Genomic DNA, 21,761 nt, shown 5'->3' with positions numbered 1-21,761 from the left:
CGTCACGCCCCTACAAGCTGAAGTAACGAATCGTACGAGTCGACAACGTCGTACTTCACCGCCTCGTTCCCGGCCTTCGCGCTGAGCGAGGCGAAAAATTCGCGGGCGCATTCGATCTTGGCGTTCTCCACGCCCTTAAGCTGAAGGGTCGACATCGATCCTTTGGTCTCAGCGATGAAGTAGACATGCTTGATCTGACTCACATCGTCACGGAAGGCGATCGCCCAATCAGGATTGTAGTCACCAACAGGGGTAGGGATGAAGAAACCGCGCGGCAGTTTCGAGTAGACGACAACCTCGTCGCTGACGTCGAGCTTCTCGACGAACGACCGCTCGACCTTGGAATCTGTAACAACGTACTCGTAGACGCTCTTCTTCAGCTTGTCGCCCGCCTTAGAGAGGTCTTGGGCGGTCTGGCTCTCGGTGAAGATCGAGGAGTCATACTTATGGTCGAGCGGATCGTAGCTGAGGTGCTCGACGATGACGGTCGCCTTCTGCTCGTTTATGAGCCGGGCGGCCTCGGTGATGAACTGCTCGGGATTCTGCTTGAAATTCGCAAACGTGCCAGGATTGATGCCGGTGAGGATCGCCGCACAGGTTCGGCGTGTGAGTTGCGTTTTCTCGGCAACCTCCCCGAGCAAGTCATACTTCACCATCGAACCCGCGGACACGGCCGAGTGCTCAACCTTGGTCTCGGACACTTTGAAGCCGGTGCCCTCTTCGAGTTGCTCGACCTCGAGATCGACAATCTGTTTTCCGGTCTCGACGAGGTACTGCATGACGGTGACGTTGAGCGACGTGTCGAGCACGCGGATGCAGTTGGTGATCAGCTCGGCCGAGTCGAACTCGACCTGGTAGACGACCTTATGGTTGATGCGCCCCCACAGCTCCTGGAATTCTCGCTTATTGAAGTTCGACTCGTTGAATGGGATCTTTTTCGGCTTGCGGCCGTCGGTCGGCATGGGCATGTCGAGGTAGAGCGCATCCACGAGTGGCCAGACGAAGTCGATGACCGGTTTGAGCACCTCGGCCGCTGGCGCGGCGATCGTGCCGTCTGCGCGAGCGTCCTTGTACGCCTGGGTGACGAAGCCGTCGTCGTCAACGTAGTCGTGGCGGATCAGGTGGTTGTAGAGCGCCTGTGCGAGCGCCTTCTCCACCACATTTGTGGAGCCATCCGCGAGCTTGATTTGCTTGCCGGTGAAGTAGTCGACGCTCGCCTTGCGCGGACGGGACGACAGCGACTCCATGATCTCCTTCTGCAGAGCAGTGACGAACTCTGTGTAGGACTCGTCGGTCACGACGGTCAATTCGTTGATGTCATGCACGGTGACCGGGTTGTCCATCCGCTCGCCGTGCTGGTCAACCGATAGGCGCAAGCCACGGCCGATCTCCTGCCGTCTAGTCGTGGTGCTGTCGCTCTTCTTGAGCATCCCCATCACGAATACGTTCGGGTTGTCCCAGCCCTCCCGCAGCGCTGAGTGCGACCAAATGAACCGAAGGGGCTCCTCGAACGACAGCAGCCGCTCCTTGTCCTTGAGGATCAGGTCGTAGGCATCGACGTCGTCCGACTGGCCGGAGAAGTCACCGCGCGCGGCGATCTTCCCGTCGATCGAGCGTCCGGTCTTCTTGTCGATCGAAAAGTAGCCCTCGTGCGTAGACCGCACCGGGATCGCCTCGATGTGCTTGCGATACCGCTCGGCGGCCTCGTCGAGGTCGAGCTGCCCAAGGTAGTCGGTGAGCACCGACTCGTACTCCTCCTCGAACGCCCGGGCATACTCGCCCAGGGTGTCCTCGCGGTCGTAGTCGCGGTACTTGGCAACCTCATCAATGAAGAACAACGAGAGCGTCTTGATGCCCTGCGCGAACAGCTCGCGCTCCTTGTCGAGGTGGGCGCGAATGACCTCGCGAATCTGGATGCGACGTTTCTGATCCTCCGTCACATCCTCGGTGACTTCACCGGCGCTGATGATGTCGCCGTTGCTCAACTCGATGATGTCTCGGTTCGCATCGACATCTCGGATGAGCAAGCCCTTGTAGGCCTCGATACCGCCGGATATGTCATGCAGGTTCGTGCCCTGGCTCAGCCGCTTCATCTGCCGCTTGATCCCCTGCGCGGTCTGCACCTGCAACTCGACGCGCGCCTTCGGGAAATCTGCACCCTTGCCGACCTCCAGCCCGTCAACGTACAGGTAGGCGGTGTTGCCGGCCAAGTGCTTGACCGTGATGCCGCGCACCGCGATCTTCTTGACCAGCTTCTGGTTGTACGCATCTACCGCATCGAGGCGGTGCACCTTGGTACGCTCAGTCTTGTGGGTCGCTGAGTAGCGCAGCGCGAAAAGCGCCCTGAAGAGACCGAGCGCCTTGAGCGTCTTGGACGCGTTCTTCCCTGTTCCCTCTACCTTCTGAGGCTCGTCAATGATGAGGATGGGACGGTTCGACGCGATCACGTCAATCGGCTTCCGCGACTGGAAGTTATCAAGCTCTCGGAAAATCCGCCGAGCTGCTTCAGATGCTCGCTTACCCTCAGCTGCCTTCTGCTCCGCGTCAGCGGCGGCGTTGAACGCCTGCGTATTGATGATCATGACCTGGACACCGGAGTCGGACGAGAACCGCTCCAACTCGTGAAGGCGCGCGGAGTCGTAAATGAAGGTCCGCGGCTTCGTGCCGTAGTGCTGCTGGAAGTGCTCGGCCGTGATGTCGAACGACTTCTTCACGCCCTCGCGGATCGCAATCGACGGGACGACGACGATGTACTTCGACCAGCCGTATCGCTTGTTGAGCTCCATGATCGTCTTGATGTAGACGTAGGTCTTCCCCGTACCTGTCTCCATCTCGATGTCGATGTTGATCGGTGCCGCAGGTGACTTGACCATGTCCTTCGACAGGTGTAGACCGCGAGCAGCCTGAACCTTCTGAACATTCTCCAAGAGCTGCGGCGGCGTCAGCGCGATCTCGGCGTTGCGCAGGCCCGCGTCCTCCAGCAGGCTCGTGGCCGCGTCCTTGCCGGGGTCGATGCGGTACTTCACCCCGTCGGCATAGGGCTGCTCTGTGAACACATCGACTACTGCATCGACGGCCTCGGTTTGGTACGGCTGAACTTTGAATTTGAGCTTCATCGGGTCAGATCGCCCTCATCTCGGTCGCGGGCGATACCTCGCGGAAGATCTGCTCAGCGTTGATGCGCGCGGCATCGCTCGCAAACCCTGCGTCGAGAAACACGGCACGGAGTGGGTGGCGTCTGGCGATCTCCTGCACGACGGCGTCGGTGACCTCGCCCGAAAGGCTTGCAATCAGAGCGTCGTCGGCGACCGAAAAAATTCGCTGGCCGGCGACCTCCTCTACCGCAATCGGCTCGGCGAGATCGAGCCCCCAATCGAGGAGTACCTGGAAGAGAAGGTCTTCGTCGGTGCGATCGGGCTTTACACTGCCGATTGCTTCGACCAGTGCGTACTGCACAAGATCGTCTGCGGTCACGCGTGTGTCAGCCATGTTAGTCGTAGCAATGTGAAGCGACCGAAAGCCGACGTCGAGGTCGGAGCCCAGGAGTCCTCCCTCCTGCGTCACCTGCGCACCTGCACGGCGTAGGCGCTCGCGTGCGATGTCGGCAATGGAGTCGTAGTCAGGGTGGTCAACCGCCTCGCCCAACTGGACAAGGATATATCGGCGACGCCCACCGTCTGCCGCGTTGAGATCCATCACGGCGTGGCCAGTCGAGCCGGAGCCGGCGAAGAAATCGAGGATGACTGCGTCCGGGTTGTCTCGAGTGATCGCGCCGAACCAACGTGCCAGGACAGCGGTGTCCTTCGGGTAGTCGAAGACATCGGCGCGCAGCAAGTCATCGAGCTTCTTGGTGCCCGGCATGCGTGACTGTGTGAAGGTTGGGTACGGAACACGATTGCTTTGCTCCGCAAGGAACTTCTTAATGCGCGGCGACGTTGTCTCATCAGGCCCGAAGAGGACTCGGCCCTGAGCGATTAGTTCGTCCATCGTATCCCGCGAGTAGCGCCAGCCATTTCTCGGCGTCCGAACGGTCTTTCCGCTTTCCGGATGCGTCATCTCGTACATGAGGTTGGGGCGCGGGTTTGGGCTCGTGATGTCGGTAGCTTGGAAGACGCGACCTTCGTCGTCGATCTGGTCGTACCGGAACACGGCTGGCTCCAAGTCAGCCTTGATCGCCCTCACTCCACTGCGAAATATTGTGGTAGCCCTCGCGGGGTCCCCTCCTGACTGCTGCCACGCCCGGCGAGCGACCGCCTCAACTTCGTCGATCCCAGGCTTGGGCTCTTTCCAGCGAGTATCGAGAGAACGGAGCAGACGCTCGTTTTTAGCATAGATGAGCATGTAGTCCACGCCACCCGCTGTGTAGCGCGCGTCGTTCTTCCCAGTGCCTTGCCACGTCACATTCGCGATGAAGTTCTCCGACCCGAGGACCTGGTCGAGGAGCAGGCGGAGGTTCGCATGCTCCTGGTCGCCGATCGAGGCGATGATGACCCCGTCGTCGGTCAGCAGGCCACGCGCCAGCTTCAGCCGGGAGTACATCATGCTCAGCCAGTCGGAGTGGAAGCGGCCGTTCGCCTCAGTGTTCGCGACGAAGCGGTCCCCCGACTCTGACTTCTGGCCGGAGCGGGCGAGGTAGTTGACGTTCGACTCGGCGAAGTCGTCCTCGTAGACGAAGTCGTTACCAGTGTTGTAGGGCGGGTCGATGTAGATGAGTTTGACCTTGCCGAGGTACGGCTCCTGGAGCAGCTTAAGGGCGTCAAGGTTGTCGCCCTCGATGAACAGATTCTGCGTCGTGTCGAAGTCAACCGACTCCTCACGCACCGGGCGTAGCGTCTTAGCGATCGGAGCGTTGGCGGCGAAGGCGGCGGCGCGCTTGCCGGGCCAATCGAGATGGTAGCGCTCCTGAGGGCCCTCAACGATGTGATCGGAGAGCTCTTGGCGAAGCAGGTCGAAGTCGACGGCGCGGACGGGGTCGCCGTCGGGGCCGATGGTCTCGGTAACGGCTGTAGGAAACAATTCCTCGATCGCGTCAACGTTGCGCTGGGTGAGGCCTGGCGAGTGCATCTTGTGCTTGTCCACGATCATTCCTTGTTGCTCGGTACTGAGTTGGTCAGCTCGGTGAGCATTGTGGCGCGTTCCTTGAGCTGGCTGCGGAGTTCAAACTTGCGTTTGAGCTGTGGTTCGGTGCGCAGCTTCTTCTCCAGCGCGGCGATCTCGCGCTCGAGCTTTCGGGCGCGGTCCAGTCTGTTGGTCGCCTCCGAAACTGTCTCCCCGGCCCGCATTTCCAACGGCAACAGGGCACCGAAGATCGCTTCATAGAGGCTCGGCAAATCGAGTGCGGTAGGCAATTGTCGGCGCGTCGAGCCTGCGGGCTGCCAGTCAGTAGTGAAGTACGTGCCGATTGTCGGGGTTTTGCTGTGGAGCGACTTGTGAGCAGCGACGGTGCGCACCCGGTCGCCGCTCGCCACTTCGAAGATCATCGGGAAGTGCACGGTCTTGTCGATGGCCGTAAGCACGTCGCCGGAGACATCCGCCCCCTTGGTCTCGACCACAAAGACCTGAATCTCGGGCACGGCCGTCGTACCACGCAGTCGGATGGTGTCGTCGGCAAGCTTGTAGGCCCATGTGATGCTCTGGATGTCATCGACGAATTTCTCGCGCAAGGCTGTGCGGACATTGCCGTGCTCGTAAAACTTTGACTTTGGCACCGCACGTCCGAACGCTGCGTTCGGAGGCCAACGAAACAGGACGGACTTAGCCATTGGCGGGCTCCTCGACAACTGCAAGAAAGGCGATTAGCTCGAAGTCGTCGAGCCCGGCGATGGCCTGCACGAGGGCGGTGGTGTGGCCCGGGCTGAAGAGACTGTCGACGTCACGTTCTTCGGTGACATCGATCATGGAGCGGATCGCCTCGGTGAGCAGGTGACTGTACTGGCCCATCTCGACCCCGTCACGGGTGGCATCATTGAAAACGCGGCACACTTCCCACGCGGGTACGTCGCGGGTGCGGCATCCTGCACGGATCAAGTCGAGCAGCTGCTTGGCCTCGGTATGATCCCCGATCATCCGACCCTCCTCGTCGAGGTAGACGAGATAGTGCGGATGTAGCCGGTTACCACGATTGAGGTGCTCGTCGGAGTTGATGTTTCTCAGCACGAACAATGCTCCGGGCTTCAGGCCTTTGCCACGGTCAGCGGGTACGACCGCATGCAGGCCCTTTGGAGTGCCGGCCAGGTCCCCGTACTCCTTGATGTAGCCGAGCAGATCCATGCGAAAGTCGTTTAGGCCGAGGTCGGTGATCGAGACCCCGGTACGGACGTCTTCGAGTTCGATGACCTCGTCCTGGAGTTTGCGGAGCTGCTCTTTGCGGAACGCAGCGTCACTGGCATCAGGGTCAAGGATGTTGTCGTCGCCGGTGCCGCCAAGGTTGGCGGCGACCATGCGGTTCTCAACGCGCTCCTTCAGGTTGATATATTCGTCAAGTGAGATGTCGGGCCAGAAGTTCACAAGCTGAACGCGCTCGTTGGTCGAGCCGATGCGATCGATGCGACCGAAGCGCTGGATGATCCGCACTGGGTTCCAGTGGATGTCATAGTTGACCAGGTAATCGCAGTCTTGGAGGTTCTGGCCCTCGCTTATACAGTCGGTGCCGATCAGTACGTCGATCTCGAAGTTCTCTTTCGGCATCACTATGTGGCGCTGCTTTGAGCGCGGCGAGAACAGGGTCAGAGTCTGTTGGAATCCATAGCCCTTACCGACCGTGGTGGAAGGGTTTCCCTGCCCGGTGACGAGGGCGGTATCGTAACCGCGTTTTTTGAGGGCCGGGGCGAGGTTTTTGTAGAGGTACTCGGCGGTATCAGCGAAAGCGGAGAAGATCAGTACCTTGCAATTATCAGGATTCAACGGCTGGGCGAACTTGCCCGCGATCAGGTCGCGCAGCGCGCCGAGTTTAGAGTCGCGCTCGGGGGTGATTCCGCTAATCGAGGCGAGGAGCTGCTGGATAACCTTGCTGTCGTTCACGAGTTCGCGACTCCATGACTCGATATCCATGTCGGCCAGGTCGATCTGCACCTTACGGCCGACCGTGCCGCTGGCGGGGAACTCAAAGTCGTCATCGTCGGCGTCGATATCAGTGATCACTGAGACGACGTCGGCGATGTTCGCCGCGTGGTTGTCGACGGCTTCCATCGCCTCGGCGACTGTGCCTTCCAACCGGCTCAGGGTGAGCCGGAACGCCTCGACGCTGGACTCCAAACGCTTAAGCAAGTTCACCGTCATGAGCTTGCGGATACCCTGCTCGCGGCTGCCAGCACCCAGGTTCGCTGTTTCCCCGCCCATGTAGTTCTGGCCCGAGCCCGCGCCGTAGAGCTGCTCATACTTGTCTCGGCGGCTTGGGAACACATACGCCAGCGGCGTGTACACGGCAAGACTGAGGAGCTGGAGTTGCTCGAATATCTCGTTGAATGTCGGCGCATCCTCCAGATCGGTCAGGGGTGGGCTCAGTGACTCGGGCTTCAGCCGTTCGGGGAACGCACCGATATCGGTGGTGTCGTAGAATGCCTGAATATGCTTGCGCGAGCGGGCGATCGTAACCGCGTCGAGCAACTCGAAGAAGTCGAAGTCCAGCCGGGTGAGGATTGCGTCAGTCGTGCGGTCCTCAGCAGGCAGTTCACTCCACTCGTTGAAGACGCGCTGGGCCTGCCGGAAGATCTCCTCGATTGAAGTCTGTATATTCAGCTTCTCGGTGAGCTGTGCCGAGTCGCCCTCATAAGCCAAGGCAAGCTGGTTACGCAGGTCGTTGAAGCGGTTGTTCACCGGCGTCGCCGAGAGCATCAGCACCTTGGTTTTCACGCCCTCACGAATGACCTTGCGCATGAGGCGCTGGTAGCGGGTCTCGCGCTCCTGGACGTAGTCGGCGTTCCGGAAGTTGTGCGACTCGTCGATGATGACCAGGTCGTAGTTGCCCCAGTTGATCAGGTCCAGGCGCTTACCCAACGACTCGCCGCGGTCGCGCGAAAGGTCGGTGTGGGCGAGTACGTCGTAGTTAAAGCGGTCCTTGGCGAATATGTTCGTCGTGTAGTTCGAGTTGTAGTTCGTCCAGTTATCAGCGAGTTTCTTCGGTGCAAGCACGAGCACGGACTTGTTGCGCAGCTCGTAGTACTTGATCACTGCCAACGCCGTGAACGTCTTACCCAAGCCTACGCTGTCGGCGAGGATACAGCCGTTGTAGGTTTCCAGCTTGTTGATCGCGCCCGTCGCTGCGTCCTTCTGGAAGTTGTACAACCCTTTCCAGACCTCGGTGTCTTGGTATCCGGTCAGGTCGTTGGGTAGGACATCCTCACTGATGTCATCGAGGAACTCGCTGAATAGGTTGTAGAGGATCAGGAAGTACACCCGTTGCGGGGAGTTTTCCGCATACACACTGGCGATATGGTCACTCACCACCTCAGTCACATCATCGAGCTGGTCAGGACTATGCCAGATCTGGTCGAAGAGCTGGATGTACTGCTGCGCGAACGACGTGTCGTCGATCTTGTGCACCATGTTTGACACCGCTGGCCCCCGCTCATAACCGAGATCGGCCGTAGTGAAGCCCTGTAGCGGCGCGTAAGTGGAGGTGTCATCGACGACGGCAAACGACTGCATCGGCGCACCCGTGTGGTTCGACCGGAACGTTACCTTCTGCTGCACCCACTCCGCACATTCCCGTGCAATGGCGCGCTGGGTGAGCTTATTGCGCAGGCGAATCTCGAACTCGGTGCCATACAACGCAGAATCCCGACTCTTGTCGTTCGGGATGAAAAACTGCCGTTCCTCCGGCGCAGATTTGTCAGTCGCCTTCGTCGTCGTAAACGACGGCGCGGTAAAGACGAACTCCAATTCCTTGATGGACTGAAGCTCATTCTTCAGCGCCTCGAACGCGAAGATTGAGAACGTCGACGCAGCGATGCGAAGCTTCGACCCGGGCTTGATCGACGCCTTGAGATCGTCGCCAAGGAGTTCGTTGAGGTTGTCAATTATGTGCATAGGTCAGTTCACTCAGCTTCTTCCTCGCTCGAAGCGCCACCGCGCACCCACTCGTCGACCTCGCTGACCTGGAACTTCCAGAGACGTCCCACTTTGTGCGCGGGCATCCGTTTGTCCGCGATCAAGACGTAAATCGTCTCCTTGGTGATGCCCAGGTGAGTGGCAATATCGTCGGCTGACAGCCATGGCTCACTCACGAGGACACTGTCTTCCTGAGATCGAGCGAGGTCATAATTTGGATCCTATCAGCCGTAGTACCCTGATTTTGGTCGGTCTCTCCTGGATTGCGCCCATTCAACTGGGTTCTGACCCCGCAACCCCGCCTGCGAAGAATGAGGAACGTCTTGGCGGTAGTTGCGTGGCGTACCCGACGAGGCCGAAGCCCAGTCTCCGACCAGGGGCTACCCACGACGATTCGATCCGCTGACGTCAACGTCGCTCAACGTAAGTAGCGAGCGAGATTCTTCCCAATATGCAATCACGTTGATCGAGTCGAGACTGCAATCCGCCCCTGGATATCCCTCCAGCGAGAGCCGCTCCGAGTGAGCTGAGAATCAACGTTTCCGCCGGCAGGACGAGCAAACGTGGCGCGACCCGCTGGACCACACTAGCTGCGCTCCACGTAGATATTCGAGATCGAGGCGGTGTCCTACGGGACTACCACGCGCGACGAATCGTTCAAGGGCACCACCGCCCCACTCATGAGCGTCGCCGCATTGGTCGCCGAAATCGTCACCCATCCGGAGAAGCACGTGCGGGTGACCTTCGGCGTGAACAAGCCGGCCCCGATGGCGACCGACCGGTTTAGTAGAAGCCGCCCCATTCAGGTAGCCCGGTCTTTCGCACACACTGCAGGCCTTGGCTCCACGGCACCACTGCCACGGAGGAGATGACCGAGGTCCTCAACCACACGAGGTTCTATGTGGGCTGGCCGAGGCCTGGTCACGTGACGCATAGCTGGGAAGGTCTACGCGGACTGAGCAGGAGTCGTTCATTCCGTGCTAACCTAAGATCACTACATCCCCCACGCCTCTCCACGATGCGCACTTGGGGGATTTTCTTTGCCCAAGTCCTGGAGAAGCTCGGGCATGGCAGCGGGCTCATTCTCAAATCGTGCGGCACTCTCGTCGATCGAGCTCGGCCAGCACGCGGCCCGGGTCCGCGATCAGATCGAACAGGCCGTTCGCGCGGCGCGCCCACTTCACCGGGTCCTCCCCCTCAGCGAACGCCACGGCCGACTCGAACTGACGCCGCAGGTTGACCGGTAGGTTCCCGGCGAGAACCACCCCGAGCTCACGTCCAAGCTCGGCTTGCGGCGACGAAGGACGCATGAACCTGCCCAGCTTCCCCGTCGCCGGGATCAGCACGTCGGAAACGCTTTCGAGGGCGGTGACAGCCTCGCTCGACCAGTCACTTTCGCTGGCCTCGGGCAGTGGAACCGCGACCTGCTGCACGGTAGCGATCGCACCACGTCCAAGAGCTAGCGAGAGCCCTCCGGGGTCCTCGTGGTAGTTCAAGTAACGGGCGACGTCTATATCCTCAGGGCAGACCTCGTCGAGGACGACGTCGCCGAGCCAGTTGCTCGGGTCAATGAGCCAGCCCTCCCGAACTACGACCGAGGATTTCAGGTGCACTCGGTACAGGTAGAACTGGCGACCGTGGTCGGCCTGGTCGCGCATCCGCCGCAGCATGTTGTGTACCGCGGCCTCGTACGTGCCAACGTGGAGCGCTTTCGCGTGCTGGCGCGCAGTCCACGCGGCGACCCGCTCGTCGCCGCCCATCATCAGGCGAGTCTCAGACGTCAGGTCCGCCGCCGGGTCGAAGTCCCTCGCCGGCCAGTCCGGCTGGGTGCTCGTGTGGTACCAGGAGAGCTGAGCGACCCGGTCGTCGTCGAGCGCCAGATCGCCAGGATCCACCGTCACCCGGGGCGCTTCCTCGTTCTCACAGGTCAGGCCGCAGCCGGGGCACTTCTCTCTGCTCTGCTCCCAGCGGTCGATCCAGTCCAGGTCGACGACGAACCTGTGACCGCAGCCGCCGCACAACATGTGCCGTTCGCGCGAGAAGTCGATGGGTCGTTCCATGGCTCCATTATCCCGGTGCTCTGAGCTAGAGAGGGCGATTACAGTCGCACCCGATCAGCTCGCGCGCAGTTCAGCGGTCATGTCTCGCCCATGACCTAGCGTCGCAACTGACAGTTGGGGCAGAAGTGGCTGGATCGGTTCATGAACTTCGCCCGTACGATCGGGCTACCGCAGCGCGGGCAGGGAAGCCCCGCAAGCCCATAGACTTTCAAGCTGCGGGAAAAGTATCCACTGCTGCCCGCCACGTCGACATAAAGCTCATCGAACGAGGTTCCGCCTTGGGCGAGTGCAGCCGCCATGACTTCTCGCGCCGCATCGATCGCGGCCGAGATCCTCGGCTCGGTCAGCGAGGACGCCGCTGTCTCGCCGTGCACCTCGGCAGTCCAGAGCGCTTCGTCGGCGTAGATGTTCCCGACGCCAGACAGCACCGTCTGATCCAGTAACGCGCGTTTGATCCCGGTGCGTCTGGTCTTGATCCGCGCAACCGCCGCGGCTCGATCGAACTGCGGGTCGAAAGGATCCCGCGCGATATGGACAATCGACGACGGCAACACCGCTCCGCCCTCGTCGAACATCAGATGACCAAAAGTGCGCTGATCCTCGAAGCGCGGATCACTGCCGCCATCGGTGAAGGTAAACCGTGCCCGCTCGTGCGGGGCGACAGCCACATCAGGCGACGTGATGAGCATCTGACCGCTCATCCCCAGATGCATGAGCAGCGCGTCCCGATTATCCAGGATCAGCCAGACGTACTTGCCACGACGCCCAGTCCCCGTGATCGTCGCACCGACCATCCGCGCTGCGAGATCCTCAGGGCCAGCCGTATGCCGATGCGCGGCCCGCGGGTGTCGAATGACGGCGGTGGCAATCGTCCGGCCACGGACGTGATCGTCAAGTCCTCGACGCACAACCTCGACTTCAGGGAGCTCAGGCATTCTCCACTGCTCGCTTCGTCCTTACTCCAACGCGATGGATGCCCGACCAGCATCACCCAATCGCGACACCGACTCTGGCCATATTGAGTCAACGTCATGCAACGTAAGAAGTAAGCTACTTCCCACAATCTGACATTGACGTACAACCTGTCGAACCAATGACATCCCGACAGTGGGCACGAGCCACGGACGCGAAGCGCCCGAACTCAACGTTTCCGCTGGCAGCGCGGGCAAAAGTGGCTAGAGCGACCGCCAATTTTTTCACGTAGAATTGGAGTTCCGCAGTGCCTGCACGGCTGTCCAGAACGCCCATAGACGTTCAATGCATAACGTCCCGACTCGCCGTTGACGTTGACGTACAACGCGTCGAAACTGGTTCCGCCTTCGGCCAATGCCTCGGTCATGACGACCGTGCACGCGGTGAGCAGTTCTTGGGCCTGGGTTTTTGTCAGGGATCGTGCCTGTTTCGCGTAGTGAAGCCTTGCCCGCCACAGCGCCTCGTCCGCATAGATATTGCCGATCCCGGAAATCGTGTTCTGGTCCAGTAGCACGCGTTTGATTCCGCTGGATGTGGCTCTCAGACGCCGCCGGAACGATGCTTGGTCGAAATGGGGGTCCAGAGGGTCTCGGCCGATGTGAGCCACCGTCGAGGGAATCTCGGGGAGCCCGAGAACGCTCGTCGAAGCGGCGGGAACGGGGGTGCCGGACTCATCGGTCACGTCCACGACCGGATCGAGGTACATGCCGCCGAAAATGCGCTGATCCACGAACCTCAGTTCGAGGATCTCGCCGTCGGCTCGCCTGAGCGCCCAGCGTATTCGCAAATGACGTTCGAGCGGAGCCATCGATGGTTTGAGGAGCGTCTGTCCGCTCATTCCGAGGTGAACGACCACGGCCCTGGTCTCGCAGAGCAAGTCCTCGTGCTCCCGGCTTTCCGATCCACGCGACAGCCTCAACCACATGTACTTGCCGCGTCGGCAGACGTCGCGGATAGTTCCGCCGACCAGCGAGTCGGGAAAACTGTCGACGGATCCGGTGTGGCGACGCAGGGAACGTGCGTCGAGCACATCGACCGCTTCGATTCGCGCACCGAGGAGGTGCCGGGCAAGTCCCGACCGAACGACCTCTACTTCGGGAAGCTCAGGCACTTTCCGATGCGTCCGCGCGGAGCCGAGTCGTCGGCGCGTCTTCTTGGGATGTGAGGTAACGGTAAGCGGCTTCGGCCGCGGCCCGCTCCGCATGCTTCTTCGCAGACCCGCTGCCTACCCCGTAGACTTTGTCACTGATTTCCAATTGAGCTTCGAAGACTCGGGCGTGGTCCGGGCCTGTACCGGTCACGACGTACTGGATGTCACCCATATCGAGTTCGGCAGCCAATTCCTGGATCTCTGTCTTCCAATCACGTCCGGCTCCAAGGACGAACGCGTCATCGAGCAGAGCCCCGGTCAAACGCAGGACGAGGTCCCTGGCGCATCCGTCACCGCATGAAATGAAGGTCGCTCCGAAGAGAGCTTCCATCGTGTCGGCCAGAATCGAGTCCTTGTCGTCTCCATGAGTCAGCAATTCGCCCCGCCCGAGCCGGATATGGGGGCCCAAGTCGAGGGAGCGTGCGATGGCGGCAAGGGAGCGTTCGGACACGACGGCGGCGCGTCGCTTGGCCAATTCGCCTTCAGAAAGATCTGGAAAACGGTTGTACAGCTCGGTGGTCACCGCCAGGCCGAGTACGGAATCGCCCAGGAATTCGAGCCGCTCATTGTGCGGGAGCGGCCCGTTCTCGTAAGCAAATGATCGATGTGTGAGCGCAAGCTGAAGCGTCTCGGCGTCTATGTCGACACCGAGACGCTTCAGGAGCTCTCCGTTTTTCACGGTAGTCATAAGGACGTCTTAGACGTCAGCCACCTTGCGGCCCTTGTACTCGAGGTACAGCGGGGTGCCGGCGGAATCGGTGACGACCTTCGCCTGGTGGGGAAGGCTGTACGTCACCTTGCCGTTTTCAACGGTCTTGACCAGCTGAGGCGCGGTTGCCTTCCACTGGGAGCGACGTGCGCGCGTATTGGCACGGGACATTTTCCGCTTGGGAACAGCCACGGCTATCTCTCTTCTCTCGTCTCGGTTGTCTCGTTTGCGGTCTCCGCACCGAGCAGCCCGGTTAGGGCCGACCAGCGAGGATCCAGAACCTCGTGGTGATGATCGGGATTCTCGTCCAGGCGCACTCCGCATTCGGAGCACAGCCCCTGACAATCTTCCCGACACACGGGCTGGAACGGCAGTTGCGTTATGACCGCATCCCGCAGAACCGGCTCGAGATCGATCGAATCGTCCTCGACGCGGTACTGCTCGTCTGCTTCGTCTTGCGACGGGCCTTCAGGTGCAGGTTCAAAAACATACAGCTCTTGAATGTCAGCCGAAACCGGATAATCGATGGGGTCCAGGCACCGGCTGCACTCTCCATGAACTTCCACGGAGGCAACACCACTAACCAAGATACCATCATGCACCGATTCGAGGCGGAGGTTGAGCATGATTTCCGAACCTTCGGGCGCTCCGATGAGAGCATTCCCGAGGTCTTTGGGCGCGGCCACGGTCTCATCGAGAGTATCCATGGTCCCGGGGCGCTTGGCCAGGTCCCTGACCGTAAACCTCAGGGACGATGAATTGTCATGCTTGATGATGAACTCCTGAATCCGACGTGATGACCGACTGATCAGCCTACTCAGGACTGGCTGAGCCCACAAGCCTCAAGCAACGTGTAGCTAACGGCTGTGCTTAACATCATAAGCCAGCACGGGTCGTGGGCTCCCCGAGGTCGTCGAGAAGCTATTCGTCGAGGCGTCGCGCGACCGAACGGGGCACAAAACTGCGAATGTCTCCGTTGAAGGACGAAACTTCTTTGATGATCGACGAGGACAGGTGACCGTTCTTGGGGTCTGCCGCGAGGAACACCGTCTCGACGCCGCTGATATTGCGGTTCATCGTGGCCATGGGTGCCTCGTATTCGAAATCTTTGGAGTCGCGCAGCCCCTTGACGATGGCCGTCGCGCCTTTTGTCCGAGCAAAATCAGCCAGAAGACCATCGGACATCGGTTCGACCGTGACCCCGTCGAGCCACCCGAAAACTTCACCGACCATATCGAGGCGTTCCTCGAGGCTGAAGCGGTATTTCTTGGCGGGATTATTGGACACGGCAACGATCACTCCGCCTGAAAAGATTTTGGTGGCGCGCGTGATGACTTCGACGTGTCCGTTGTGAATGGGGTCGAATGAACCCGGGCAAACGGCAAGACTCATGCCACCAAAGTATCAGGAGCCGTCAGGGGGACGCTCCACGCCAACCTGTCATTGATCATGGCGCCGTGTCGGATGAAACATGTGATCCTGCCTACGATATAGGCATGCCTGTTCACCAGACTCCCCTGACCAGTACGTATTCGACTTCTTGCGGCGCTCGCTCCGCCGTAGCCCCTCCGTGGAAACGGCTCGCCGAATCCGCGGGCTTGATGGACCCGAATGGTCGCCTGTCCTCGACGATCTTCGAGGAAATGAGCGCGCTTGCAGTCACATATGACGCCATCAACTTGGGGCAAGGCTTCCCCGACACCGACGGCCCTGATGTCCTCGCGGCCGCACTGGATCGTGCCGTGAGTGACGGCAAGAACCAGTACTCAACCATCGCAGGGGCACCGGAACTACGCGCGGAACTGGCCGAGCACGAGTCGCTGCACGGACGGCGTCGTCCCGATGCCGATTCGGAAATCACCATTACTGCCGGTGCGACCGAAGCGTTGACCGCCTCGATGCTCGCTTTCCTCTCCCCCGGCGACGAGATCATTCTTTTCGAGCCGTTCTACGACCTTTACCCTGCTATCGCCGGTCTGACGGGCGCTGAAATCGTGACCGTCCCTCTGCTTCCGCCGACCTTCGACCCGGATCCCGAACGACTTCGCGCAGCCTTTACGGAGCGTACGTGCATGGTCGTCGTCAACGACCCACACAATCCCACGGGTAAGGTATTCGATCCCAAGACGATGTCTCTGATAGCGGAACTCGCCGCCGAAAAAGATGCCATCATCCTCACGGACTCGGTTTACGAACACTTGGCATTTGATCGAGAGACCGTGGACCCGGCCTCCCTGGAGACCGGCCGCGACCGCACGATTCGTGTTTCCTCGGCTTCCAAGACTTTTTCTATTACGGGGTGGCGGGTCGGTTGGGCGGTCGCACCGCCCGAGCTGACCCGCGGTCTCCGGGTAACCAAGGGGTATCTGTCCCACTCGGCAGCGGCTCCCGCGCAATGGGCTGTAGCCCAAACCATGCGCTGGGCGCGTCAGACCGATTTCTACGCGGAGTTGAAGGACCAGTACCTGAATCAGAGACAAACGCTCCTTGAGGGTTTGACCGGCGGGGCGTTCAACCCCGTCAAGCCCGAAGGGACTTTCTTCGCCGTGGCCTCGACGGAGAATGTACCCGCTTCATGGGGCAAGGACGGCATCGAGATAGCTGAGACACTTCCTGCAAACGCAGGGGTCGCTGTCGTGCCTTTGCAGGCGTTCGCCACACCGCAGAACCGGCATTTGTACGCGGATTGGGTGCGCTTCGCATTCTGCAAACGACCGGATGTGCTCCGGGAAGCCACGGAGAAATTGGGGACTGCGGGTTTGTGACCATCTCCTAGCCTAGGTCACTCAGTTCACGGTGATGCTCAGGCCTCCGGTTCCGCGAACCATAGGGAGGTCTCACCGTACGTTCGATGGCCGAAACGTCGAAGGCTTGTCCCCCACTCGGGCTCGAGACTTCGGGTCGAACGCTCCACGACGACGACGGCATCGCCGGCCAGCGAGGGAGCCATGACCTCGAGCAGGGTCTTCAGTTCAGCCTCCGACATGGCGTAGGGAGGGTCGACAAAGACCAGGTCCCAGGGACCTTCGCCTCGTTTCAAATACGTGGCGGCCGACGAACTGACGACCTGGATACGAGCGGGAACCCCGGATTTCTCGAGTGTCCGCCGGTTGCGTGTACAGGCCTCGAGAGCGGCATGGTCGCGATCTACGAGGGTCACGGCCGCGGCACCGCGGCTCGCGGCCTCAAGACCAAGTGCGCCGGAGCCTGCGAAAATGTCCAGAACGTGAGCATCACGCACCACGTCGTAGGTTTCCAGACGAGAGAACAGGGCCTCTTTGACACGGTCGGTTGTCGGACGTGTGTTCTGCCCTTTGACGGATGCCAAACGGCTTCCGCCAGCCACCCCGGCAATAATGCGGCTCATAGCGTGATTCCTCCATCGCTTCGCCGAGTTACCAGGGTGCCTTGCCCTGGAGCCCGACCTTCAAGTGTGAATTACCCTCGATACAAGTACTCGGTGCTCGCTTGGTCCCCGACTTCCCGTACGGCGCGCAACAGATCCGGAGCCCCGGTCAGATCCGGGTCCCGCTCCACGAGAGCTCTCGCATCCGAACGGGCCTGCTCGATGATCTTCGCGTGACGAAGCACGGAGAGATTTTTCAGAGCGGATCGATGGCCAGACTGACTGTCGCCGAGGATGTCGCCTTCTCTGCGTTGTTCCAGGTCGAGAGTGGACAATTCGAAACCGTCGCGCGTCGAGGCCACAGCCTGCAATCGCGGCATAGAGGGCCCATCGGAATTTTGCTCTGTAACCAACAAACACGTCCCCTCGAGTCCTCCACGGCCGATTCGCCCTCGCAATTGGTGGAGGGTCGAAATGCCGAGCCTGTCCGCATCCATGATGATCATGAGGCTTGCATTGGGGATGTCGACTCCGACCTCGATGACGGTGGTTGCGACCAAGATGTCCACTTTTCCATCGGCCATGCGGTTCATGACTTCGGCCTTCTCTGCTCCGTCCATGCGCCCATGGAGCGTGGCCAGGCGAGTTCCCGCCAGGGCAGGCGAGGAGGCCAGCTTGCGGTTCAGGCCTTCTACGGACTGCAATGGCGAATCCGGCACGTCTTGTCCCCCGGTGGGTGTCGATGTCGGGGCGTCGTCGCCGATCGTGGGGACCACGACGAATACCTGACGACCCGCGTCGACCTCTTCCCTCGCCCGTTGCCACAAGCGACCTTCCCAAGCTGGGTGGTCCGCGAGTGAAACAACGTGGGTCGAAACCTCTTGGCGTCCGGCGGGAAGTTCGTCGAGGACGGATACGTCCAAGTCGCCGAAGACTGTCATGGCGACCGAACGCGGGATCGGCGTCGCTGTCATCACAAGCCGATGAACCGGTTCCCCGTCGGTGCCGGCCAGGGAGTGACGTTGCCGCACGCCGAACCGGTGCTGCTCGTCCACGACGACCAGTCCCAGTGAAGCGAACGAGACTCTCTCCCCCAGAAGCGCGTGTGTACCGATCACGATTCCGGCCGCGCCGCTGGCTATGTCCAGCAAGGCTTGTCTCTTCGCACCCGCCGACATGGATGAGGTCAGCACCACGACGCCGACGTCCCCGGCGAGCGGGCCGAGGGTATCAAGGATTGAGCGAAAATGCTGAGTCGCCAATACCTCGGTCGGCGCCAACATGGCGGACTGGCCCCCAGCATCAACGACCTGCAGCATGGCTCGCAGGGCAACGAGAGTCTTGCCCGATCCGACGTCTCCCTGGAGAAGTCTGTTCATTGGGCTCTCTCTGGAGATGTCCGCGGCTATTTCCTCGCCGACGCGGCACTGCCCGTCCGTCAGCCTGAAGGGAAGGTTCGTGTCGAAGGCCTCGCGCACGCCTGCAGGTCGCGCCGGGTACGGGCTCGTGCGTTGAGCGTCGAGAACGGAGGCCCTTCTCGCCAGAACTGTCTGGAGCACCAGGGCCTCTCGATACCTGAAATATCGAAGAGCCTTGTGCGGTTCTTCATCGTCACGCGGCCGATGGATGGCCTCGTAGGCTTGGGGTGCAGTCATGAGCCGGTGCCGCAAGCGGAGATCCTCGGGTACCGGATCTGCGCACTGCCGCAGATCAACTTTGTCCAAGACCGTCGCGACGGACGCCGCAATCCTGTCAGTGGTGTATTTGGCGGTGGCAGGGTAAACGGGCAAAGGTGCGACCAATGGGTCCGGTTCATCCCCAGACACCCCGGCTTGGCCGGTGTCGGTCAGAACGGCGTAGTGCGGATTGGTCAAGGTCAGTTGTCCCCTGAACTCGTTGACCTTCCCGGAGAACATGACGTGGTCCCCCACCGCCAAGTCTTTGGATGCCGTCCACGCGTTAAAGAAGGACAAGGTCATGACGTTGCCGGGAGCTGGGCTGTCCGGAGGAACCATGCCCGAAGCGGCCAACCCGTCTAAGCGACCACCGAGTCCGTTGTCCACGCGCCCCGTCTCCGTTCCTTCCGGGGCGAGCTGATCGGTCACTGTCACTTCCGCAATCGAGCCTCGTCGGGTGTGCAGCCTCCGTGTGCTCACGGACAGGATCCGAGAGATGATCGAAACGTCCTGACCGAGCGTCAGGTCCGCGAACCGAGTCAGTTCGCCCCGCGGGAGGTAGCGTCGCGGAAAGTACTCCATCAGTTGGCCCACGGTTTCGAGCTCAAGGTGCCGAGCAATGGCCTCTGCTGTTTTCGGATGCAGAACCGAGCGAAGGGATCGTTCTTCCGGCAGCTCGGGCTTTTCGCCCATGATCTAGTTTTCCTTCGCAGACAGGGGCTCGGTCATGATGTCGACGGGTTTCCCATAAGGGCTCAGGATCGACATGGCTTCCGATACTTCCCGGACGTGCACGTGCACTTTCCACCGAATTTTCTCGGTGGTCGCTTGCGATACCGCGGACATGATCACCGAGTCGCCGGCTTCCGAGAGTTCGTGACGGACCTGGGCCGCAGAAAGCGCGTCCAATTCGATGCTGCACATGAACTCGACGCCTTCCTCCCCGATCTCCGCTCGGTCCGCGATGGAGGGCTCCGCAGCGCTTTTCCTGACTGGCTCCGCGATCTGGGGAACCAACAATTCCGCGTAGGGCCGCTCGTCTGCGCCCGGGTATTCTTCTCCGCGCACGACGTGGGCCAGGACGTCCACGATGATCAACATTCCGAGAGCACCTGCGTCCACCCGCCCGGTGTCCCGGAGTACCTCGAGTTGTGTGCTGGTCCTCCGTACGGATTTGTGCCCAACCCCGACCAGGTGCTCGATCATATTGCACAAGTTCTTATTCGAGTCATCGGCGTCTTCCCAGGCTCCCGCGGCGCGGGTGATGTCATTGACGAAAGACAGGATTGTTCCTTCGACGGGGTCGTGGAGAGCGCCGAGAACCCGAGTACGGGCGTGCTCGAGCGCCCGGGCGAACCCGAAAGCCGTGAGCCGGGATTCGTCCCGAAGCGGCCCGGCGCAACCTGCCAGCACAACGGCGAAGAGGGTTCCGGAGTTTCCTTTGGCCTCCTCGAGGCAATGGCGTCCGCAAATCTCGAAGAGTTCGCCGACCAATGACGTGTTTACCATTTCGGCGGCCTGGGCACCCGCGCGCACGGTAATCGCCATATTGGTCCCGGTATCCGCGTCGGCTACGGGGAAAACGTTGAGGGCGTTGAGCTCATTCTGGTGCTGGTCGAGCGCATCTGCTGCTACCGACAGCCAACGGCGCATAAAAACGGCGCTAGATCCAGTCCTTTGCTGCAAAATGATCCCATCCCTTGTTTTCTCGGGTCCTCCCGTCCACACTGACCTGTGGCTCCCGATCGTCTGATTCTCGACACGAGCCTATCGCAATCACCCCATCCGGAAGTCGAGCTGTGGATGGGAGGCAGGCAAGAATTCCATGATCTTCTCCACCAGCGAGAGCCCAATCCAGCGGGCTCTTTCCGACGAGGTCAGCGGCCTTCTGCAACGGCGCGCACAGCGTCCCCAGCGCCTGCGTGTCCAACTCGATCCCTACGCCGGAAGCCCGGGCTATGCGGCCGGCATCCATCACGAGGCCATCGGAAACGTCGATCATGGCCGTGGCCCCGGCGGCGGACAATTCACGGGAGAGGGCCAGAGGCGGCAGAGGCCGCAACTGGCAGGCTGCCAAGGCTGCAAGAGAATCCGAAGGTGCAGCCCACGGCAGGTCCCCGGTCGCGTCGTCGGTAAATGCAAGCGGAGGCTCACCGTTTTCGTGCAGGAGCACGTCCAGCCCAGCGGCCGCACGCCCTACCGTGCCAGCCAGAACCACGAGATCCCCCGGACGAGCACCCGACCGCAATACCGCGGGCAAAGCCGTGCTGACGAGGCCCGGTCCAGGAACAATCTTTTCCGTTCCTGGACCGACCAGTCCGAATGCCGCGACGCTGGCCGAGAGCTCAGTGCCAGACCCGACGTCGCCGCCGCCCACGGTGCAGCCCGAGGCGCCGAGCCTCCGGATGGCCGCACAATAGCCGAGAGCCATCTGGCGGACCATCTCGAGGGGCGTTTGTGGCGGGAGGCTCAGACTGATCACGAGCCCAGTGGGCACGGCCCCCATCGCCGCGACGTCCGCGAGATTCTGAGCGGCGGATTTCCACCCCAGGTCAAAGCCGTCGACGTCGTATCCGCATGGGTACGACATGAGATAGTCCTGACCCTGGGTTTGCGTATCGATGGTGACCACGGTACGACCGCGGGATTGATCGTAGATAGCGCAATCGTCGCCAGGCCCGAGCAGAAGACGGGACGTACCATCGCGAACCATCGCGTGGTTGTGGGCATCGAAGATCTCGAGCATCGGGCGTAGAAGCTGTTCCTCGTTGACGTCCGATACCGTGTGCCGCCGGGTCAC

General features: G+C 60.9%; 17 protein-coding genes. 1 reads left to right on the top strand and 16 read right to left on the bottom strand.

The window, feature by feature from the left end; all coding sequences use genetic code 11:
• Positions 1-2: 2 nt before the first annotated feature.
• From EWV35_RS03430 to coaD, 12 genes are all read right to left on the bottom strand, one after another.
• Complete coding sequence (locus EWV35_RS03430) at positions 3-3,116, bottom strand: type III restriction-modification system endonuclease (protein ID WP_129658122.1); 3,114 nt, start codon at positions 3,114-3,116, stop codon at positions 3-5.
• A gap of 4 nt (positions 3,117-3,120) precedes the next feature.
• Positions 3,121-5,079: a site-specific DNA-methyltransferase gene (locus tag EWV35_RS03425; protein WP_202976017.1), complete on the bottom strand. Its 1,959-nt coding sequence runs from the start codon at positions 5,077-5,079 to the stop codon at positions 3,121-3,123.
• A 2-nt stretch (positions 5,080-5,081) separates the two neighbouring features.
• Positions 5,082-5,762, bottom strand: a complete 681-nt coding sequence (locus EWV35_RS03420) for a DUF4391 domain-containing protein (RefSeq protein ID WP_129658120.1) — start codon at positions 5,760-5,762, stop codon at positions 5,082-5,084.
• Complete coding sequence (locus EWV35_RS03415) at positions 5,755-9,027, bottom strand: helicase-related protein (protein WP_129658118.1); 3,273 nt, start codon at positions 9,025-9,027, stop codon at positions 5,755-5,757. The genes EWV35_RS03420 and EWV35_RS03415 overlap by 8 nt, the downstream gene beginning before the upstream one ends.
• Positions 9,028-9,035: 8 nt before the next feature.
• Entirely contained in the window at positions 9,036-9,224 is a 189-nt protein-coding gene (locus tag EWV35_RS03410; RefSeq protein WP_129658116.1) for a helix-turn-helix domain-containing protein, read from the bottom strand.
• A gap of 909 nt (positions 9,225-10,133) precedes the next feature.
• Complete coding sequence (locus tag EWV35_RS03405; protein ID WP_129658114.1) at positions 10,134-11,108, bottom strand: hypothetical protein; 975 nt, start codon at positions 11,106-11,108, stop codon at positions 10,134-10,136.
• Between the two features lie 95 nt (positions 11,109-11,203).
• Positions 11,204-12,043 (bottom strand): bifunctional DNA-formamidopyrimidine glycosylase/DNA-(apurinic or apyrimidinic site) lyase, encoded by an 840-nt coding sequence (mutM, locus tag EWV35_RS03400; RefSeq protein ID WP_129658112.1) that lies wholly within the window; start codon positions 12,041-12,043, stop codon positions 11,204-11,206.
• Positions 12,044-12,249: 206 nt separating this feature from the next.
• Entirely contained in the window at positions 12,250-13,191 is a 942-nt protein-coding gene (gene mutM / locus EWV35_RS03395) for a bifunctional DNA-formamidopyrimidine glycosylase/DNA-(apurinic or apyrimidinic site) lyase (protein ID WP_129658110.1), read from the bottom strand.
• Positions 13,184-13,918: a ribonuclease III gene (rnc, locus tag EWV35_RS03390; protein ID WP_129658109.1), complete on the bottom strand. Its 735-nt coding sequence runs from the start codon at positions 13,916-13,918 to the stop codon at positions 13,184-13,186. The genes mutM (EWV35_RS03395) and rnc overlap by 8 nt, the downstream gene beginning before the upstream one ends.
• A gap of 9 nt (positions 13,919-13,927) precedes the next feature.
• The gene (rpmF, locus tag EWV35_RS03385) at positions 13,928-14,131 is read right to left on the bottom strand and encodes a 50S ribosomal protein L32 (RefSeq protein ID WP_129359819.1); all 204 of its coding nucleotides are present in this window, start codon (positions 14,129-14,131) and stop codon (positions 13,928-13,930) included.
• Between the two features lie 2 nt (positions 14,132-14,133).
• On the bottom strand, positions 14,134-14,646 hold the full coding sequence (locus EWV35_RS03380) for a YceD family protein (RefSeq protein ID WP_129658107.1): 513 nt from the start codon (positions 14,644-14,646) through the stop codon (positions 14,134-14,136).
• Positions 14,647-14,860: 214 nt separating this feature from the next.
• A complete protein-coding gene (coaD, locus tag EWV35_RS03375; protein ID WP_129658105.1) occupies positions 14,861-15,331 on the bottom strand; it encodes a pantetheine-phosphate adenylyltransferase in 471 nt (156 codons plus the stop codon).
• A gap of 104 nt (positions 15,332-15,435) precedes the next feature.
• Between coaD and EWV35_RS03370 the strand changes: the two genes are divergently transcribed.
• Positions 15,436-16,704 (top strand): aminotransferase class I/II-fold pyridoxal phosphate-dependent enzyme, encoded by a 1,269-nt coding sequence (locus EWV35_RS03370; RefSeq protein ID WP_129658103.1) that lies wholly within the window; start codon positions 15,436-15,438, stop codon positions 16,702-16,704.
• A gap of 38 nt (positions 16,705-16,742) precedes the next feature.
• Here the strand turns inward: EWV35_RS03370 and rsmD are convergent, their stop codons facing one another.
• The 4 genes from rsmD to thiL all read right to left on the bottom strand — a co-directional run bounded on the left by rsmD (position 16,743) and on the right by thiL (position 21,761).
• The gene (gene rsmD, locus EWV35_RS03365; protein WP_129658101.1) at positions 16,743-17,306 is read right to left on the bottom strand and encodes a 16S rRNA (guanine(966)-N(2))-methyltransferase RsmD; all 564 of its coding nucleotides are present in this window, start codon (positions 17,304-17,306) and stop codon (positions 16,743-16,745) included.
• A 71-nt stretch (positions 17,307-17,377) separates the two neighbouring features.
• Positions 17,378-19,654: an ATP-dependent DNA helicase RecG gene (locus EWV35_RS03360; protein ID WP_129658099.1), complete on the bottom strand. Its 2,277-nt coding sequence runs from the start codon at positions 19,652-19,654 to the stop codon at positions 17,378-17,380.
• 3 nt (positions 19,655-19,657) lie between these two features.
• Positions 19,658-20,614: a DAK2 domain-containing protein gene (locus EWV35_RS03355; RefSeq protein WP_129658097.1), complete on the bottom strand. Its 957-nt coding sequence runs from the start codon at positions 20,612-20,614 to the stop codon at positions 19,658-19,660.
• A 10-nt stretch (positions 20,615-20,624) separates the two neighbouring features.
• Positions 20,625-21,761, bottom strand: coding sequence for a thiamine-phosphate kinase (thiL, locus tag EWV35_RS03350; RefSeq protein ID WP_238654076.1), 1,137 nt, complete (start codon positions 21,759-21,761; stop codon positions 20,625-20,627).

It is taken from the genome of Rothia uropygialis (assembly GCF_004137765.1).
Classification (GTDB): Bacteria; Actinomycetota; Actinomycetes; order Actinomycetales; family Micrococcaceae; genus Rothia.
This window is presented reverse-complemented; position numbering and strand designations above follow the sequence as displayed.

Excerpts from the sequence above, each read along its gene's own strand:
- EWV35_RS03430 (WP_129658122.1), bottom strand. The coding sequence starts at position 3,116 with ATGAAGCTCAAATTCAAAGTTCAGCCGTACCAAACCGAGGCCGTCGAT.
- EWV35_RS03420 (WP_129658120.1), bottom strand. The coding sequence starts at position 5,762 with ATGGCTAAGTCCGTCCTGTTTCGTTGGCCTCCGAACGCAGCGTTCGGA.
- EWV35_RS03415 (WP_129658118.1), bottom strand. The coding sequence starts at position 9,027 with ATGCACATAATTGACAACCTCAACGAACTCCTTGGCGACGATCTCAAG.
- EWV35_RS03405 (WP_129658114.1), bottom strand. The coding sequence starts at position 11,108 with ATGGAACGACCCATCGACTTCTCGCGCGAACGGCACATGTTGTGCGGC.
- mutM (WP_129658112.1), bottom strand. The coding sequence starts at position 12,043 with ATGCCTGAGCTCCCTGAAGTCGAGGTTGTGCGTCGAGGACTTGACGAT.
- rnc (WP_129658109.1), bottom strand. The coding sequence starts at position 13,918 with ATGACTACCGTGAAAAACGGAGAGCTCCTGAAGCGTCTCGGTGTCGAC.
- EWV35_RS03380 (WP_129658107.1), bottom strand. The coding sequence starts at position 14,646 with ATGGATACTCTCGATGAGACCGTGGCCGCGCCCAAAGACCTCGGGAAT.
- coaD (WP_129658105.1), bottom strand. The coding sequence starts at position 15,331 with ATGAGTCTTGCCGTTTGCCCGGGTTCATTCGACCCCATTCACAACGGA.
- EWV35_RS03370 (WP_129658103.1), top strand. The coding sequence starts at position 15,436 with ATGCCTGTTCACCAGACTCCCCTGACCAGTACGTATTCGACTTCTTGC.
- rsmD (WP_129658101.1), bottom strand. The coding sequence starts at position 17,306 with ATGAGCCGCATTATTGCCGGGGTGGCTGGCGGAAGCCGTTTGGCATCC.
- EWV35_RS03360 (WP_129658099.1), bottom strand. The coding sequence starts at position 19,654 with ATGGGCGAAAAGCCCGAGCTGCCGGAAGAACGATCCCTTCGCTCGGTT.
- EWV35_RS03355 (WP_129658097.1), bottom strand. The coding sequence starts at position 20,614 with ATGCGCCGTTGGCTGTCGGTAGCAGCAGATGCGCTCGACCAGCACCAG.